This window comes from Sphingobium sp. 3R8, from assembly GCF_020166615.1.
In the GTDB taxonomy this organism is placed as follows: Bacteria; Pseudomonadota; Alphaproteobacteria; order Sphingomonadales; family Sphingomonadaceae; genus Sphingobium; species Sphingobium bisphenolicum.
The window spans coordinates 1-15,970 of record NZ_JAIQXR010000031.1 but is presented as its reverse complement, the minus strand read 5'-3'; the positions used below and the strand labels follow the sequence as shown (position 1 = coordinate 15,970).

Genomic DNA, 15,970 nt, shown 5'->3' with positions numbered 1-15,970 from the left:
CGTTGGCTTTCGCCTCCCCTCGCCTCCGCCGGACGGGAAGGCAAAGATGCACATTTTTTCGGCATTTGACCGTCAAACCTGTCGATGTGGTCTGCGTCATCGGGGAGGCCGGGTTTGAAACGATCATCAACGGATGTTTCGGCTCCCGCAAGCCGACGGCCGCGACGTTGGCCTGATAGACGTAAGGATTATTCGCATGTCGGTAGATTATGACATTGTCGTCGTTGGGGGAGGTGGCGCAGGTTTGTCGGCCGCCTACCACGCCGCCAGGAACGGTGCCTCTGTGATGCTGGTAGAGGCCGGCCCGACGCTAGGTGGCGCTACCGCACTTGCCGGCGGCGTCGTCTATGCGGCAGGAACGAGCGTCCAGCGGGCGGCTGGCATCGTCGATTCCGCTGAAGATATGTTCCAGTATATGATGACTCTCAACCAATGGTCGATCAAGCCCGCCTTGGCGAAGAGGCTCTGTGACAACGGTACCCATATTATCGATTGGCTGATCGAACTGGGCAATGAATTTCCTCCTGATCTGGTGATTGAATCGGGTGTTGGCGGGCGCCCGCGGGGTCATCAGTCGGTCGATGCAGGGTTCGGCATCGCAAGATCGCTGATAAACGCGATCGGCGCGCAGGGGGTCGAGGTCGCGCTTGGCTCGCGTGTATCCGACCTGTTGGTCGAGGATGGCAGGGTGGTGGGAATCCGGTGCGGCGATATCGACTTACGCGCCCATGCGGTCATCGTCACGACTGGTGGATTTGCCAATAATCCCCAGATGGTCAAGCGGCTCTGGCCGACGGCGGCAGCGCATGGCGGTCGGCTGACCTCCTTCTATGCCGAAGCGCCCTACAATGTTGGCGACGGCATCCTTCTTGCCGAGCGGGCGGGTGCCAACATAATGGGGATCGATAACGGACTGTTGGTCATGTCGCCCAATTTCAAGCCGGACATGTCCTATGCTCTTCCTGAGTGGGCGATGGTGGTTAACCGGGACGGCAAGCGTTTCGTTCCTGAAGATGCCTCATACGCCGTATGCGGCTATCTGGTAAACGAGCAGCCGGAAATGCGCTGCTTTGCCATTTTCGATGAAGAGGCCTTGCTGGACGCCTGTGCCGACGACAGCGTTTTCAAAGTCTATATCAACGATCCGGGTAACGACAGCTGGCGTGTCGACGTGATCCGCGATCAGGTTGCAAAAGGCCGGGTCAAGGTCGCGGACACGATCACCGAACTGGCGAAGATATCCGACATAGATCCGATCACTCTTGAACTGACCGTCAATCGCTACAACGATCTTATGGACCGGGGCAAAGACGTGGATTTCTTCAAGGAGACCGCCAAATATCTGCCCATCCGCACCGGCCCCTTCTATGCTGTCGAAATCCGCGCGACTGCCATGGTTTCGTGCCATGCTGGGATTGAAATAGACGCCGATGGACATGTGCTGGACGGCCATGGCCGCGTGATTCAGGGGCTTTACGCGGGCGGAGAGGTGCTGGGCTGTACGCTGGGTCGTCGCTATATTGGCGGTGGCATCGGCATTGCGAACGCGCTGATTTTCGGTCGCATCGCGGGAGAGACAGCTGCCGCAGAATGCGCGCAGATGCACCAGAACATAAGCTGACGCCTATCTGTTTCACTGGAATGCCCGTCCATCGACCAACCCATGCCGCTTGCCCGTCAGGGCAAGCGGCATAAATGTTACATGAAAAGCACGCGGTTGAGGCTCACCAGGAATTCCGCGCTGGGATCGCGAGCGCCAGTTCCCGTCATGCGCTCGACGACGGCTTCGTAGCCAAGATCGCGGCGCTTGGGCAAACGTTCCTTTACCGCTGAGGCTAGTGCGGCTGGCATTTCCTGCCGCGTCAGATCCGTGCAATAGCAGGGCGACCCCGGCTGCTGCCGCCAGGAGTCGGCCAGTGTGCCAGCATATACCGCGTCAAAACCGCTATCCTCGACCAGCGCCATTCCCACCGTACGGCTGCGATCATCATCGGCAGACACGGGAATGGCAAGACGATCGGGATCGCCCGCGGGCTTGGCTTTGTTGGCGAATGAATCCGACCCTATCGCATTCCACGCCTTCGCGACGGGGCGGCCCAGCTGCTCGACGACCCACAAGCTCTCCACCTGGCCCGCCTCGATAGCATTCATACCGCTGTCGCGAGCCGGATAATAGTTTGACGTGTCGATGACGACCGTTTCAGCGGGCAGCGCCGCGATAAGTGGCGCTACGTCGGCAATCCGCAGCAGCGGGATCGACAGGATCACGACATCGACATCCACCACAGCCTCGGCGGCCTCGACTGCGCGCGCGCCATTGGCCAACATCTCGGCGTCGATCGACTTGGGACCACGCGAGTTCGCTACCTTCACCTCATGTCCCGCCGCGCTGAGTACCAGCACGAGGGTCTTGCCTATGTGGCCGGTGCCAAGAATACCAATTTTCATGAATCATCTCCCAGTTTTGATAAGTGTCCCGGATGTTGACGGACCGGCTACTCTGCGGGAATTGCCAAGGCATCCAGAGTTTGCCGAAGCTCCTCCAAGGCGTCATCACTCAGGTCGCAAGCCGACCTGATCTTGTCGGTGACGCCAATGATTTCGCTATCAAGCGACCGGGCATAGGGCGTCAGGTCCACCAGAACGCGACGCTCATCCTCTGGATCACGCGTACGTGTAACAATGCCCGCCGCACCCAGCCGCTTGAGGATAGGCGTAATCGTCCCCGCATCCATGTCCAGCCGATCGCCGAGCGTTCCCACAGAAGCCGGCGAAGCCTCCAGCAAGGACAACACCACCAGATATTGGGGGAATGTGAGCCCAAGCGGCGTCAGAAAGGGCGTATGCATGCGCACCATTCTGTTGGCCGCCCGATAGAGCGAAAAAGACAATTGCGTACCAAGCGACATAAGATAAACCATTTCTCTTGCCCGCTATTATATAGTGCACTATGTAATATGAGTTTATATGTCAAGCCGTCGGTCTTGAGATTGTGGCGACGATGGCTCACCGGTTGTCGATCGAAAAAATATCGTATATGGGTCCTATAATCTATATGAGAGGAACATCATGCCTGCCATCGGTCTCACCCTTGATCGCACCACACATATGTTGTCCGCTGAAGAGCTTGCAGATTTGGCGTTGAAGATCGAACGGCTCGGCTTCGACAGCGTCTGGCTGCTCGATTCGTTCGGCCGTGATCCTTACATGGCGTGCGCCTATATGTTGTCGAAGACATCGACCCTAAAAGTGGCTACTGGCGTTGCGACTGCCTATAGTCGCGATGCAATGGGCGCCCAGCAGACGCGAGAAGCCTTATCCGAATTCTATCCTGGCCGATTTCTCATGGGTATCGGTGCATCCAATCCAATCGTGATTGCCAAACGCAAGGGCGAGTGGGTTGCCCCACTGCCGAAAATGACGTCCTATCTGGAAGATATGGCAGAAGTCCAGTTGATCAGCCCGAAGCCGGAACAGCTGGCCCCTGTCATTCTTGCAGCCCACGCGCCCGGCCTGCAAAAGCTGGCGGTCAAACATGCGCAAGGCATGGTAACGTGGATGATGCCTGCCGGCATCATCACTGAAGCGAGAGAGCGCGTAGGCCCCAACTTCAATATCACCGCGCAGATATTATGTGTGCTGACCACCGATGCTGAAAAGGCGCGCGCCGTCGCCCGCGCCTATCTGGCCATGTATATCGCCCTGCCCTATTACCAAGCGGCCTTCGCCAAATGCGGATTCGAGGAATCCGACTGGAGCAACGGCAACAGCGACCGGTTGATCGACGCCCTGACTGCTTGGGGTAGCAATGACCAAATCCTCGCCCGCGTTGAGGAATTTGCCGGCGCGGGTGCCGACCGTGTCGTGCTCAATGTGATACGTGAAGACGAAACCCAGCGCGCCGACGGAAAGCCACCGGTCATTATCGGTGACTGGGTGGGTATTGAAGACCTGGCCGCCATTCTTGCCACCAACTAGGGCTTTTGCAGCCTAGACGGAGGCCATGCTGGCAGCAACGTAATGACCTGTGAGAAAGGAGGCGCAGCAAAGCCGCCGCTGCAGCCTTCGATTGGGAGAAATAATGCCGCATTCCCGTCTCTTCGACACGCTTCCTATGGCGCGTGGCCCGGCCCTGAAGAACCGCCTGATGCTGGCTCCGCTCACCAACCAGCAGAGCCACATCGACGGCAGTCTGTCCGAGGAAGAGGTCCGCTGGCTCGCGATGCGTGCAAAGGGCGGCTTCGCGCTGGTAATGACTGCTGCCGCCCCGGTTCAGCCTGTCGGACAGGGCTATCCCGGCCAACTTGGCGTCTTCGCTGACGGACATATCGAAGGGCTGACCCGCTTTGCGGCCTCCGTCAGAGACAATGGAGCCGTTTCGGCCGTACAATTATACCATGGAGGCGAACGCGCTGATCCTGACTTGGTGGGAACGCCTGTTGCTGCGTCCGACAGCAAGCGCAACGGGGCCAGGGGTCTTAGCCTTGTCGAAGTCGAAGCCTTGCGGGACGACTTCATAAGTGCGGCCTTACGCGCCGACGCTGCCGGCTGTGACGGCGTACAGATACACGGAGCGCATGGTTATATTCTCGCGCAGTTCTTTTCACCTACGATCAATCAAAGGGACGATCGCTATGGTGGTAGCTTCGAAAACCGCGCCCGTCTCCTCCTGGAAGTCATAGACGGGATCCGCCGCCAGTGCCGTCCCGACTTCCAGATCGGACTTCGCCTTTCACCCGAACGTTTCGGGATGAGGCTCGCCGAAGTCCGTGAACTTGCAACGAGCATCATGCAGGCGGGACAGATCGATTATCTCGACATGTCACTATGGGATGTTGCGAAGGAGCCTCATGAGGAGGAATTTCAGGGCCGCAGCCTGCTGAGCTATTTCACCGAGTTGCCGCGTGGAAATGTACGCCTCGGCGCGGCCGGCAAGATCATGGATGCAGCGACCGCTGTGAACCTGATCGATGCCGGTTGCGATTTCGTGACGATCGGCCGTGCGGGCATACTGCGCCACGACTTCCCCATGCGCGTACATCAGGATTCGGCATTTCTGTCACCGCCGCAACCCGTCGACGTCGAGCATCTGCGAACGGAAGGGGCGACCGACCCATTCATCGCCTATCTGCGCACGTTCCCGGGATTTGTTGCCGAACAGGAACAGGCGAGCACCTGAACTGCGCTCGTGAACCGGTGCAGCGCCGTTTCGATCACGATAGTAGCCTCATCAAGCAGGAGAGTTAACATGACACAAGAATCGCCATTTACCCGTGACCGCAATCTGTTCGCGGTCCGCTGGACGGTGGATCCGGCGCGCCGCGAGGAGTTTCTTCAGACTTTTGAAAATGTATGCGAACAGGCTAAGCCCTATTATTATCGTGGCTGTGTTTTCGCATTTCAGGGTTGGGCGCGCGATCCGAACGAATTCGTCGTGTTCGCATCGTGGGACGATGACGTCGCGGCGGAATTGCGCCTAGTTCCGGAGTTTCAGGAATTTAACCGCCAGCTTTTGGATTGCTGCAGCGGACCTGTGCTGATGGAACAGTTCAGCGGAATGGACATCGATCGTCATATCTTCGACGATTTCCCGGCCGGAAAATCAACGGCGCACAAATTCGGCGACAAGAACGCTTTCATCGTCCGTTAAATCGGCGCTCGGTGCCGCCGCTTGCGGCGGCACCGATATTATCTCCGCCCTGCGCGCCCGCAAAGAGCGCAACCACCAGCCTTGTTCAGCCCTGCGCGCCCCCATCGGGCGAAGCAAACAGGCTGATCAGTTCGAATTTTTGAATTTTTCCCGATGCCGTGCGTGGAAACTCGCTCACGATCTGCCACAGCTTGGGAACCTTATGTCGCGCGATCCGATCGAGCAGGAACGCGCGAATATCCTCGACCTCGACTGTCACCCCCGGATCGCATCTGATCGCAACCGCGACCTCTTCACCCCAGCGCTCGTGCGGTACGCCGACGACCGCGCATTCGGCGATCCCCGGATAGTCGCCCAGCCGATCTTCGATTTCGCGGGGGTAGATGTTCTCGCCACCGCGAATGATCATCTCCTTGAGCCGCCCGGTTACGCGAACATAGCCCAGATCGTCCAGCGTGCCGAGATCGCCCGTCCGCAGAAAGCCGTCATCGTCGAACGCAGCGGCGGTAGCGGAAGGATTGTCGAAATAGCCGCGCGTCATATAAGGGCTGCGTATCCGGATTTCGCCGATCTCGCCAAGTCCCAGCGTTGCGCCGGTGGCAACATCGGAAATTTTCAGTTCGGTGTAAGGATAAGGCTTTCCAACCGTGCCAGCGATGACTTCGACCGGATCTCCGCGCAAGGATTTGCACATGACGCCGCCCGCTTCGGTCTGGCCGAACATGATCTGGACATCGGCATTGAAGCGCGCGCCCAAACGGCGAACGAATTCGGGTGATATCGTTGTCGCACCCGTCTGGATGACTTCAAGGGATGACAGGTCGGTCTTGTCGAAATCCGGATGCTCCATGATAGCGAGTGCCATAGTTGGAACGCAAGGAAACCAGACAATCCGCTCCTGTTCGATCAGCCGCAACACGTCTCCGGCGTCGAAGGCGCGCAATATGATATGGGTGCTGAGCCGCGATATGCACCCCAGGACAGTGCTCACCGATCCCCCGATGTGGAAGAAAGGCATGACCCCCAACCACGGCAGGCCGTCGTCCAGCAGGTAGAGTTCCGATCCCAGCAACGCATTGTTCACGATACCGCGGTGATGCAACTTCACCGCCTTGGGTAGGCCGGTTGTACCCGACGTATAGAGGATAAGCGCCGTGTCATCAGGCGTGACCTCAACATCGACGCGGACTTCCGGCGCGTCCGCAATCTGGTCCTCCCAGTCGCGCGTTAGCAATATGGTACGCAAATGCGGCAGCGACGATCGAATCCCCTCGATGGCATCGACCAGGGAAAAGCCACGATATTCCGTATCCGCGATCAGACCGACAGCCTGACTCTGTCGAAGCAACGCCTCGACTTCGCCCAGACGCAACGCCGGATTGAGGGTAACGAGCACAAGGCCCGCCTGCGCCGCCGCCATCTGATACACTATCCATGGCCCGCTGTTGGAGCCCCAGATGGCGACATGCTCACGCGGCTTGAAATGGGTGAGGAGCGTTCGCGCTAGCCGCTCGGCATCGGTTTGCAGTTGCTGATATGTCCATGCGCGGTCCCCATCCTTTATGGCAATTCGATCAGGCGCGCTATCGGCCGCGCGCTTTAGAAGTTGCCCAACCGTCCAATCCTGGACCCTCGATCCCTCCTCGACCAGAGAATGTACGTCAGCCATCTGATTTCCTCATCTCACATTCGGCTATCATGCCAATATGCGCCCATCTATGGATACTATATCCTATCACAATCGCCCTTTCAGGCAACCACAAGCTGAAGCTCGCATCCTGCGATCCCTCGCCGTATTGCAATCAGGTGAAAGGTTCGACACCCATTGACACGCCATCAGTAGGTCCTATAACCTATAGCCAGATTTGTGGGGAGGGCCAGAGGCTTTTACGTACGGCTGATCATGCATGGTTCAGCGGGCTGCGTACAGTGCGTTGATCTTCCTCTCGAGCGGCCCCATAAGCTGGACGATGCGATTGGCCGTCGAGTTGATGCACCTTACTCCAAAAGTCTGACACGATAAAATAGGGCATCCGTTCTTGCGGTACGCCGAAACCCGCAACGGAGTTTGATGATGGATTTCGCTTTGAGTGAGCGCGGACAGGAGTGGCTGCTCCGGGTCCAGAATTTTTTGGGGGAGCATGTCTATCCCAACGAGGCTGTCTACGAAGAACAGCTGGGTGACGACACCAATGATCCATGGCGCGTTCCGCCGCTGATGCTGGAATTGCAGCAAAAGGCCCGCGATGCCGGCCTTTGGAACATGCATATGCACGATACGCGCCACGGGCCGGGCCTGAGCAACCTCGACTATGCGCCGATCGCAGAGGCGCTGGGCCGGGTCCACTGGGCATCGGAAGTGTTCAATTGCAACGCGCCAGACAGCGGCAATATGGACGTGCTCTCGCTCTATGGCAGTCCCGAGCAGCAGGAAAAATGGCTAAAGCCCATGCTGGCGGGCGAGATCAAGTCAAGTTTCGCCATGACCGAGCCGGCGGTTGCCTCTTCCGATGCGACGAATGTGGAGACCCGGATCGAGCGCGACGGTGACCATTATGTCATCAACGGTCGCAAATGGTGGATCACCAACGCCTATAATCCGCGCACCAAGATCTTCATCGTCATGGGCAAGACCGATCCCACAGCGCCCCGTCATCTGCAACAGACGCAAATACTTGTCGAGCCAACCACCCCCGGCGTGACGCTCGTCCGGTCGCTGCCCATCTTTGGCTATCACGACCGTCCGCACGGTCACGCCGAAATCCTTTTTGAAAATGTCCGTGTCCCGGCGGAAAATGTGATCTTGGGCGAGGGACGCGGGTTCGAGATCGCACAGGGACGGCTGGGGCCGGGTCGCATTCACCATGCCATGCGCATCATCGGCGTGTCCGAACGCCTGCTGGAAAAATTATGTTTGCGCCTCACCTCGCGCGTCGCCTTCGGCAAGCGCCTGTCGGACGAAAGCGTGTGGAAGGAGCGGATCGCCCGCGCCCGCATCAATATCGAAATGAGCCGCCTGCTCGTTTACAAGACCGCATGGCTGATGGACACGGTCGGCGTGCAGCAGGCCAGGAACGAGATTTCCCAGATCAAGGTGATCGTGCCTGAACTCGCGCAACATTTGTGCGACGTCGTCCAGCAAGCTCATGGCGCGGCGGGCATGTGCGACGATTTCGGCCTGGCTTATACCTTCGCGCGACTGCGCGTCATGCGTATCGGCGATGGCCCCGACGAGGTGCACAACCGCGTCATCGCGCGCAACGAACTAGCAAAATACAAGACCGCCAAACCCAGCGAGGTAGCACATCATGGCTGACCGGCAGGAACTGCTCACCGGAACCGAAGCGCCACCCGAGCATCTGGCGCTCGATCGGCTGAAGCTTGCTGCTCACCTCGCGCCGCGCGTGGATGGGCTGGGTGGCGATTTTGCGATCGAGAAATTCAAGGGCGGTCAGTCGAATCCGACCTACAAGCTGGTGGGGCAGGACAAAAGCTATGTCCTGCGTCGCAAACCGCCCGGCCAGCTATTGGCATCGGCGCACGCGATCGACCGTGAATATCAGGTCACAAAGGCGCTGGCCGACGCGGGCTTTCCCGTCCCTCGCCCTGCGCTCTATTGCGAGGATGAGTCCGTCATCGGTTCGGCCTTCTACATTACCGAATTTATCGACGGACGCGTATTCTGGAACGCTGATTTGCCAGGCGTGGCGAAAGCGGATCGCACCGCCATCTACGATTCGATGAACGCCTATATCGCCGACCTTCACGCGCTCGACTATAAGGCGCTCGGCCTTGAGACGTTCGGCAAGACAACCGGGTTTACCGCCCGCAACCTCAAACGCTGGTGCACAATCTACGAACAGTCCAAACTGGTCGAGGTGCCGGACATAGACTGGCTGATGCAGGCGCTGCACTATCGCCTTCCCGAGCAGGAGCCGACTACGATCCTGCATGGCGACTTCGGCCTGTATAACGCCATGGTGCACCCGACCGAACCGAAGATCTTGTCGGCGCTGGATTGGGAAATGTCGACGCTCGGCAATCCCTATATAGACTTGGCGCACAGCAGCCGCGCCTGGTGGGAACCGCTCGGCTTTGCCGAAGGTAGCGCGACGTCGCTTGTGGGAAAAGATCTCGATGCTTTGGGCATCCCTACGCTGGACGCCTATATCGAAAGCTATTGTCGACGCGTCGGTATCGCCGCGATCCCGCATCTCAGCTTCTATCTGGCGTTCGTGCAATTCCGTTATGCCGTGATGATTCAGGGCATATTGAAACGCGCCAGCACGGGCACGAGCATAAATCAGCGGGTCAGCCACACGCAGGATCGTGTCGCCACGATTGCCGCACTTGCCCGCAAAACCCTCACTGAATCGCTATAGGTCCGGTCATGAAACAATATTTCGATCTCAGCGGCAAGGTCGCGCTGGTGACCGGCGGAAGCCGCGGTCTGGGGGCGGCGATATCGCGCGCCTTTGCCGAACAGGGTGCCGACGTGATCATCGCCAGCCGCAACGCAGAAAATTGCGAACAACTGGCAGCTGAAATTGCAGCCGAGTTCGGCGTCCGCGCCCTTGGCATCGGCGCGCATCTGGGCCGGTGGGACGATATCGACCGGCTGGCCGAGACCGCCTATGCCCATTTCGGCAAGATAGACATATTGGTCAACAATGCCGGCATGTCGCCGCTGTCCGATGGGTCGATCGGTACGCCCGAAGCCTTGTTCGACAAGGTCGTCGGCGTCAATTTCAAGGGACCATTTCGCATGACAGCGCTCGTCGCAAGCCGGATGGTGGAAGGCGATGGCGGCAGCATCATCAATATTTCCTCGATCGGGTCGATACGGCCTCAACCCGAATATGCGCCCTATTCCGGCGCCAAGGCCGCTTTGAACGCCATCACGACCGCGCACGCATTTGAATATGCGCCCAAGGTCCGGGTCAACGCGATCCTGCCGGGCAGCTTCCGCACCGACATTGCCAAGGCCTGGTCGCCCGACAAGGAAAAGAACATCAAGTCGGCGATCAAACGCTATGGCGAACCTGAGGAAATCATATCGACGGTACTCTACCTCGCGTCCGATCATTCAAGCTTCACGACCGGCGCGCTCATTCAGGTCGACGGAGGCCGCCCCTGAGCTGATCGGAGGCTGACCTGACCGAAGGCAGAGGCACATGGCCGCGCGCCATGATCCTCTGCCGGTCATCTATCGGTCTCTGGCCTGGATGTCCGCTTCCGCGCGCGCCTTTGCCGTCTCCAGATAGGCCATGACCTTTTCCCGCGGTACGGAAGGTCGGAATATCGACAGGCCCCCATCCACTGCCAAATGGGTGCCGGTCACAAAGGCGGATTCATCGGACCCCAGATAGGTCGATGCGTAAGCGATATCGACCGGCTTGCCCGCCCTTGGCAGTGGCTGGGATCCCGACGCCATTTCGTCCAGATAGGCTGGCATCAGATCCGCGACATCCTTGCTGGCACCGATCAACTGGCCCCACATAGGCGTGGCGTAAAATCCCGGAACGATGGCATTCACCCGTATATTGTCGGCGGCGAGTTCAAAAGCCGCCCAACGTGTCAGGTAGAGCACGGCCCCTTTGCACACAACATAGACCATGCTGGCGGCCGGCGAAAAATTTTCAGACGCCGCTGAAGCAAGCAGGACGATGGAGCCGCCGCCGCGCCTGTTCATGGGACCTATGGCATGTTTGATGCCCAGGACATGGCTGCGCAGCAAAGTCGATTGACCGTCATCCCAGGCTTCGCTCGTAAGATCGACGAATTTCGCCTTATGATCCACCGACGCGGCTGCATGGACGAGGATGTCGAGACCGCCGAACCTTTCTTCGGCCATAGCCATCGTTGCGGCAATGGCATCCTCGCTGCGAATGTCGCACCGGCTGAACGCGACCGATTCGGGGAACTGCGCCTCCAGAACAGCCCCTTTATCCACCTGGATGTCCGCGACGACGACCTTTGCCCCCTCGGCAACATAAAAGTCGACGATTCCGCGTGCGATGCCCGATACGCCGCCCGTGATGACAGCCACTTTCCCAGATAGTCGTCCCATCCCACACCCCTTCCCTTCTCGCATACTCATCTTTAGGCGGTAGTCACTTGGACCGCCAGCCACCATCTACCCGCAGGGTGGTTCCCGTAATGAAACTGGCCGCGTCGGACGCAAGGAAGAGGACCGGCCCGGCGATCTCCTCCGGTTCTGCAAACCGCCCCATCGGGGTTACGGACCGCACGAAGTCGTCAACCTCCGAGGCACCACCCATCACATCGAAGATGTTGGTCCGAACGCCGCCCGGTGCCACCGCATTGACGCGAATGCCGCGCTGTGCGACTTCGCAGGCGAGCTGGTTGACCAGTCCGGCCACCCCATATTTCGATGCGGTATAGGCAACGCCCCCCGCCAGGCCGCCCATGCTGGCGACCGAGGACGTCAGGACAATATTGCCCCGAGTCCGGGCAAGATGGGGGATGGCAGCGCGCGCGCCAAAGAAGCTGCCCGACAGATTGACCTCGATATTGCGGTGCCACAAGCTGTCGGACATTTCGTCGCAGGCTGTACCCGCATCGATGACGGCGGCGTTCCCGAAATAGACGTCTAGCCGACCGAACAAGGATATCGCCTGGTCGACCATGGTATCGACTTCCGCCCGGACACTCACATCAACTTGCCAGGCCTCCGCCGTCGCCCCCGATGCACGGATGAGATCGACCGTCTCCTGCGCTTTATCGCCGACGACGTCGGCAACCAGAACCGCAGCGCCCTCGCGGGCGAAGGCCGATGCTGTGGCCCGTCCGATGCCCGATCCCGCGCCGGTGACAATGACGACCTTATCGATGAAACGACGATCCGACATGGCTTGGCACTCCTTCACATTGGCCCCAAAACAATAAACTGATATGGTCTGTTTGCGTCTCAACGCTGGCTAGTGCGCCAGAGGGATGCCACACCACAACTGGCTGCTTCAGGGCATAGCATCGATGGAACGCCAGACCATGGCTAAGGCGATAGGTGCACCTATCTTGGCCAAACCTGCGATCTCAAATCCTCTCGTATTCATTTTAGTATACAGTATCTATCGACTACACTTTGCTCAGCGGGTTCGCAAGGACAGGATGGGCAGCGTAGGGAGATGAGGCATGTTGCAGGCAGCCGACATTTCGGACCGCACCCGCCAGCTTGCTCACTCCGGGCGTGCGGCATTCATCGACATAAATCAGTATATAGTGCCTAAGGATTTGAAGTTGTCTCTGTCACCATGTATGAGATGGAATATGGCCCGCCGCGATGCCGTTGCCCTGGCCGAACGGATAAGCTGGGCGGTCGTGGGATCGGATTCGCCCGTCTGGGCGATGGAACATGCATTGGCGACGATCTCTCGTCCGGTTGCGCGCGCGTTATGATGGTGAAGGAATAAATATGAACGCATATATAGTTTCAGCCGTGCGAACCGCAGGTGGCAGGCGTAATGGGCGCTTGTCGGGGCGTCACCCTGTCGAACTGGCAGCAGAGGTCCTGAACGCCGCCGTTGAACAGGCCGGCGTTCCTCCCGAAGCAATTGAGGACGTCATATTGGGGTGCGTCACACAATATGGCGAGCAGTCGCGGCAGATCGCGCGCTTTGCCGTGCTGGCGTCCAACCTACCCCAGTCCGTGCCTTCGATCACCATCGATCGACAATGCGGATCATCGCAACAAGCGATGCAGTTCGCGGCGCAAGCGATCATGTCCGGCACGCAGGATATCGTCATCGCGGCGGGCGTCGAGAGCATGAGCCGTGTCCCTCTCGGCTCAGCGACCAACAGCGTGCAGGGGGCTACTCCCATGGTGCAGTCGATCCGCGATCGCTTTTCAGTCAATGATTTTAGCCAATTCGCAGGCGCGGAAATGATCGCGAAAAAATGGGGCTTCACGCGCGAGGATCTCGATACGTTCGGCCTTGAAAGCCATCGCCGGGCGATGGCCGCGACCAATTCCGGCGCGTTCGATGCTGAAATTGTACCTATCGCGATCACGCTCGCGGATGGGACGACAGACTTGCACTTCAAAGACGAAGGCATCCGCTGGGATGTGTCTGCGGAAGGTATGTCGAGCGTCAAGTCCGTAGTCGACGGCGGCCTTATAACGGCGGCCACATCGTCCCAGATCACTGACGGCGCCGCCGCTGTCGTCATCGTGTCGGAAAAGGCTCTGAAGGAATATGGACTGACCCCTATTGCGCGGATCGCCAGTTTCATCGTGACCGCAGGAGACCCGGTCATCATGCTGGAGGAACCCCTCTATGCAACGGATAAGGCGCTAAAGCGCGCAGGCATGGCAATCAGCGATATCGATCTATTCGAAGTGAACGAGGCGTTCGCGCCCGTGCCACTTGCTTGGCTGAAGCATACCGGCGTCGACCCTCTGAAAATGAACGTCAATGGCGGCGCGATCGCGCTGGGGCATCCGGTTGGGGCGTCAGGCGCAAAATTGATGGCAACACTGGTACATGGTCTTCGGGCAAAGGGCCTTAAATATGGGCTTCAGACCATGTGCGAAGGCGGCGGGCAAGCTAATGTAACGATTGTGGAGGCGCTGTAGCCTATGATTGCTGGCTTCACCAAATATAAGAACCCGCAGACGAGGCGAGTGATCGATCCGGAAGTTTCTCGGTCAGCTTATGAGACCTGTGCGCGGATGGGTGTAGACATCGACTTCGAACGCTGATTCTATGGGTTTTCCGAGGGGGAGGCCGGACATGGCGCATCGTTCGATTGGTCAGGAGCGGTTCGGTTTCGCGGGGCGCACACAGTCCGCATCGTCGCTCGACGAGCTTGGCAAGCTGATCGATTGGGAACCGGCATCGGTCCTTCTTGCTTCGCTGTATTCGGCTAACAAAGGCGAGCCGGCCTGGCCGCCGCTGGCGATGTTCAAGGCACTGCTGCTGTCGATCTGGTACGACCTGTCGGACGTGAAGCTAGCCGAAGCGCTCGACGATCGAGCCTCCTTCCGTCGTTTCTGTGGATTTTCCGGAACCGAGGCGACACCCGAGCGGACGGCATTTGTGCGCTTTCGCAAGGAACTGGTGGCCCATCAACTGGATCGACAGCTGTTCACGACCGTAACAGCGCAACTCACATCCAAGGCAGTGACGGTCAAGACCGGTACGTTGGTCGATGCGACCATTATTATCTCCGCCAGCGAAGACGACGATGATGCGCGCTGGGTCAAGCACAAGGGAAAGCGAGCTGTCCACGGCTTCAAAGCCCATGTTGGGGCAGATGCCGATACGGCGCTGGTCGAGGAAGTATCGGTCACATCTGCCAATATCAATGATGGCAAAGCAGGCCCCGAAGCGCTGCCCGACAATCCCGGCGAGGTATTTGCCGACAGCGCCTATCGCGGCAATCACTTCTGTGATGCTGTGCGTGCAAAGGGCGGCATACCGCGGATCGTAGCCACCAGCATGTGGGGCCGTGACGAACAGGAAACGCTGGGCAGGCTCAAAGAATGGAATCAACCGATCCATCGGGTGCGGGGCCGGATCGAGAAGGTCTTCGGGACATGGAAGCGCTGTTATGGCCTGCGCCGAATGCGATGGCGAGGCCTCGCCAAAGCCGCCGTCCAGGTCCACCTCATCGCCATCGCCTACAACCTCAAGCGCACCATGAACATTCTCGCGGTCCAGGCATGAAGAGCGCCACTGCTGCGACCAGAGCGGTGGCGAGGTAGCTCCATCGCTACCCCCAAACGATAAAAACAACGCGTTTCAGGGATCTACTCCCATCCGCGCACAGGTCTCCTACATACCAACGTGCGATGATTGTGACTCATCTCGGTCGTGTCCCACGGGGTGGTGTAAGAAGGTTTCCCTGACTGGGTGGCCACCGTCGATCTTCTGGTAGGGTTCGGATGCGAACTCGAACCTGGAGAAGATGACGATGACCGATGATAGAATGGCCCTTGTAGAGCTGATCGAGCAAGGGGCTGATAGCGATTTGGTGCGCGAGATGCTGGCATTTGCCGCCGAGCGCATGATGGATATGGAGATTGAGGCCCGGACTGGGGCGCCTTCTGGCACTCGGAGCCCGGCGCGGCTTACCCACCGCAATGGCTATCGTGAACGTGGCTGGGACACCCGTGCCGGACGGATCGACCTAGCGATCCCGAAGCTGCGCAAGGGCAGCTACTTCCCAAGCTTTCTGGAACCGCGCCGCACTGCCGAGAAGGCTTTGGCAGCGGTGATTCAGGAAGCCTACGTCCATGGTGTTTCGACCCGCTCGGTTGATGATTTGGCGAAGGCCATGGGTGCCAGCGGGGTTTCG

Annotated in this window: 16 protein-coding genes; 11 read left to right on the top strand and 5 right to left on the bottom strand. The window is 58.8% G+C overall.

Features of this window, described 5'->3' with window-relative positions:
* Positions 1–196: 196 nt before the first annotated feature.
* Positions 197–1,621, top strand: a complete 1,425-nt coding sequence (locus tag K9B33_RS21300) for an FAD-dependent oxidoreductase (protein WP_224551120.1) — start codon at positions 197–199, stop codon at positions 1,619–1,621.
* Between the two features lie 77 nt (positions 1,622–1,698).
* On the opposite strand, the gene K9B33_RS21295 is transcribed toward K9B33_RS21300, so the two are convergent.
* The gene (locus tag K9B33_RS21295) at positions 1,699–2,448 is read right to left on the bottom strand and encodes an NADPH-dependent F420 reductase (protein WP_224551119.1); all 750 of its coding nucleotides are present in this window, start codon (positions 2,446–2,448) and stop codon (positions 1,699–1,701) included.
* Between the two features lie 47 nt (positions 2,449–2,495).
* Entirely contained in the window at positions 2,496–2,909 is a 414-nt protein-coding gene (locus tag K9B33_RS21290) for a MarR family winged helix-turn-helix transcriptional regulator (protein ID WP_224551118.1), read from the bottom strand.
* Positions 2,910–3,069: 160 nt separating this feature from the next.
* On the opposite strand from K9B33_RS21290, the gene K9B33_RS21285 reads away from it, so the two are divergent.
* From K9B33_RS21285 to K9B33_RS21275, 3 genes are all read left to right on the top strand, one after another.
* A complete protein-coding gene (locus K9B33_RS21285; protein WP_224551117.1) occupies positions 3,070–3,978 on the top strand; it encodes an LLM class flavin-dependent oxidoreductase in 909 nt (302 codons plus the stop codon).
* 103 nt (positions 3,979–4,081) lie between these two features.
* Positions 4,082–5,179 (top strand): NADH:flavin oxidoreductase, encoded by a 1,098-nt coding sequence (locus tag K9B33_RS21280; RefSeq protein WP_224551116.1) that lies wholly within the window; start codon positions 4,082–4,084, stop codon positions 5,177–5,179.
* A gap of 69 nt (positions 5,180–5,248) precedes the next feature.
* The gene (locus tag K9B33_RS21275) at positions 5,249–5,650 is read left to right on the top strand and encodes a putative quinol monooxygenase (protein ID WP_224551115.1); all 402 of its coding nucleotides are present in this window, start codon (positions 5,249–5,251) and stop codon (positions 5,648–5,650) included.
* Positions 5,651–5,735: 85 nt separating this feature from the next.
* On the opposite strand, the gene K9B33_RS21270 is transcribed toward K9B33_RS21275, so the two are convergent.
* Positions 5,736–7,319, bottom strand: coding sequence for a class I adenylate-forming enzyme family protein (locus K9B33_RS21270; protein WP_224551114.1), 1,584 nt, complete (start codon positions 7,317–7,319; stop codon positions 5,736–5,738).
* 402 nt (positions 7,320–7,721) lie between these two features.
* Between K9B33_RS21270 and K9B33_RS21265 the strand changes: the two genes are divergently transcribed.
* The 3 genes from K9B33_RS21265 to K9B33_RS21255 are packed head-to-tail and all read left to right on the top strand — an operon-like array spanning position 7,722 to position 10,787.
* Complete coding sequence (locus tag K9B33_RS21265; protein WP_318011162.1) at positions 7,722–8,966, top strand: acyl-CoA dehydrogenase family protein; 1,245 nt, start codon at positions 7,722–7,724, stop codon at positions 8,964–8,966.
* On the top strand, positions 8,959–10,032 hold the full coding sequence (locus tag K9B33_RS21260) for a phosphotransferase family protein (RefSeq protein WP_224551113.1): 1,074 nt from the start codon (positions 8,959–8,961) through the stop codon (positions 10,030–10,032). Before K9B33_RS21265 ends, K9B33_RS21260 begins: the two co-directional genes overlap by 8 nt.
* Before the next feature lie 8 nt (positions 10,033–10,040).
* The gene (locus tag K9B33_RS21255) at positions 10,041–10,787 is read left to right on the top strand and encodes an SDR family NAD(P)-dependent oxidoreductase (protein ID WP_224551112.1); all 747 of its coding nucleotides are present in this window, start codon (positions 10,041–10,043) and stop codon (positions 10,785–10,787) included.
* Between the two features lie 69 nt (positions 10,788–10,856).
* Here K9B33_RS21255 and K9B33_RS21250 read toward each other — a convergent pair whose 3' ends face one another.
* Entirely contained in the window at positions 10,857–11,786 is a 930-nt protein-coding gene (locus K9B33_RS21250; RefSeq protein WP_224551111.1) for an SDR family NAD(P)-dependent oxidoreductase, read from the bottom strand.
* On the bottom strand, positions 11,764–12,522 hold the full coding sequence (locus tag K9B33_RS21245; protein WP_224551110.1) for an SDR family NAD(P)-dependent oxidoreductase: 759 nt from the start codon (positions 12,520–12,522) through the stop codon (positions 11,764–11,766). The genes K9B33_RS21250 and K9B33_RS21245 overlap by 23 nt, the downstream gene beginning before the upstream one ends.
* 283 nt (positions 12,523–12,805) lie before the next feature.
* On the opposite strand from K9B33_RS21245, the gene K9B33_RS21240 reads away from it, so the two are divergent.
* The 4 genes from K9B33_RS21240 to K9B33_RS21225 form a co-directional block, all read left to right on the top strand.
* Positions 12,806–13,069 carry a hypothetical protein gene (locus K9B33_RS21240; RefSeq protein WP_224551109.1) on the top strand — a complete coding sequence of 88 codons (264 nt, stop codon included), beginning with the start codon at positions 12,806–12,808 and terminating at the stop codon, positions 13,067–13,069.
* Between the two features lie 16 nt (positions 13,070–13,085).
* Complete coding sequence (locus K9B33_RS21235) at positions 13,086–14,246, top strand: acetyl-CoA C-acetyltransferase (protein ID WP_224551108.1); 1,161 nt, start codon at positions 13,086–13,088, stop codon at positions 14,244–14,246.
* A gap of 157 nt (positions 14,247–14,403) precedes the next feature.
* The gene (locus tag K9B33_RS21230) at positions 14,404–15,339 is read left to right on the top strand and encodes an IS5 family transposase (RefSeq protein WP_224551107.1); all 936 of its coding nucleotides are present in this window, start codon (positions 14,404–14,406) and stop codon (positions 15,337–15,339) included.
* A gap of 247 nt (positions 15,340–15,586) precedes the next feature.
* A partial coding sequence (locus K9B33_RS21225; RefSeq protein ID WP_224551144.1) for a transposase occupies positions 15,587–15,970 on the top strand: 384 nt, incomplete at its 3' end.

What these genes read in the sequence shown, in the direction of transcription:
- K9B33_RS21300 (WP_224551120.1), top strand. Translation starts at nt 197, where the DNA reads ATGTCGGTAGATTATGACATTGTCGTCGTTGGGGGAGGTGGCGCAGGT.
- K9B33_RS21295 (WP_224551119.1), bottom strand. Translation starts at nt 2,448, where the DNA reads ATGAAAATTGGTATTCTTGGCACCGGCCACATAGGCAAGACCCTCGTG.
- K9B33_RS21290 (WP_224551118.1), bottom strand. Translation starts at nt 2,909, where the DNA reads ATGTCGCTTGGTACGCAATTGTCTTTTTCGCTCTATCGGGCGGCCAAC.
- K9B33_RS21285 (WP_224551117.1), top strand. Translation starts at nt 3,070, where the DNA reads ATGCCTGCCATCGGTCTCACCCTTGATCGCACCACACATATGTTGTCC.
- K9B33_RS21280 (WP_224551116.1), top strand. Translation starts at nt 4,082, where the DNA reads ATGCCGCATTCCCGTCTCTTCGACACGCTTCCTATGGCGCGTGGCCCG.
- K9B33_RS21275 (WP_224551115.1), top strand. Translation starts at nt 5,249, where the DNA reads ATGACACAAGAATCGCCATTTACCCGTGACCGCAATCTGTTCGCGGTC.
- K9B33_RS21270 (WP_224551114.1), bottom strand. Translation starts at nt 7,319, where the DNA reads ATGGCTGACGTACATTCTCTGGTCGAGGAGGGATCGAGGGTCCAGGAT.
- K9B33_RS21265 (WP_318011162.1), top strand. Translation starts at nt 7,722, where the DNA reads ATGATGGATTTCGCTTTGAGTGAGCGCGGACAGGAGTGGCTGCTCCGG.
- K9B33_RS21260 (WP_224551113.1), top strand. Translation starts at nt 8,959, where the DNA reads ATGGCTGACCGGCAGGAACTGCTCACCGGAACCGAAGCGCCACCCGAG.
- K9B33_RS21255 (WP_224551112.1), top strand. Translation starts at nt 10,041, where the DNA reads ATGAAACAATATTTCGATCTCAGCGGCAAGGTCGCGCTGGTGACCGGC.
- K9B33_RS21250 (WP_224551111.1), bottom strand. Translation starts at nt 11,786, where the DNA reads ATGGTGGCTGGCGGTCCAAGTGACTACCGCCTAAAGATGAGTATGCGA.
- K9B33_RS21245 (WP_224551110.1), bottom strand. Translation starts at nt 12,522, where the DNA reads ATGTCGGATCGTCGTTTCATCGATAAGGTCGTCATTGTCACCGGCGCG.
- K9B33_RS21240 (WP_224551109.1), top strand. Translation starts at nt 12,806, where the DNA reads ATGTTGCAGGCAGCCGACATTTCGGACCGCACCCGCCAGCTTGCTCAC.
- K9B33_RS21235 (WP_224551108.1), top strand. Translation starts at nt 13,086, where the DNA reads ATGAACGCATATATAGTTTCAGCCGTGCGAACCGCAGGTGGCAGGCGT.
- K9B33_RS21230 (WP_224551107.1), top strand. Translation starts at nt 14,404, where the DNA reads ATGGCGCATCGTTCGATTGGTCAGGAGCGGTTCGGTTTCGCGGGGCGC.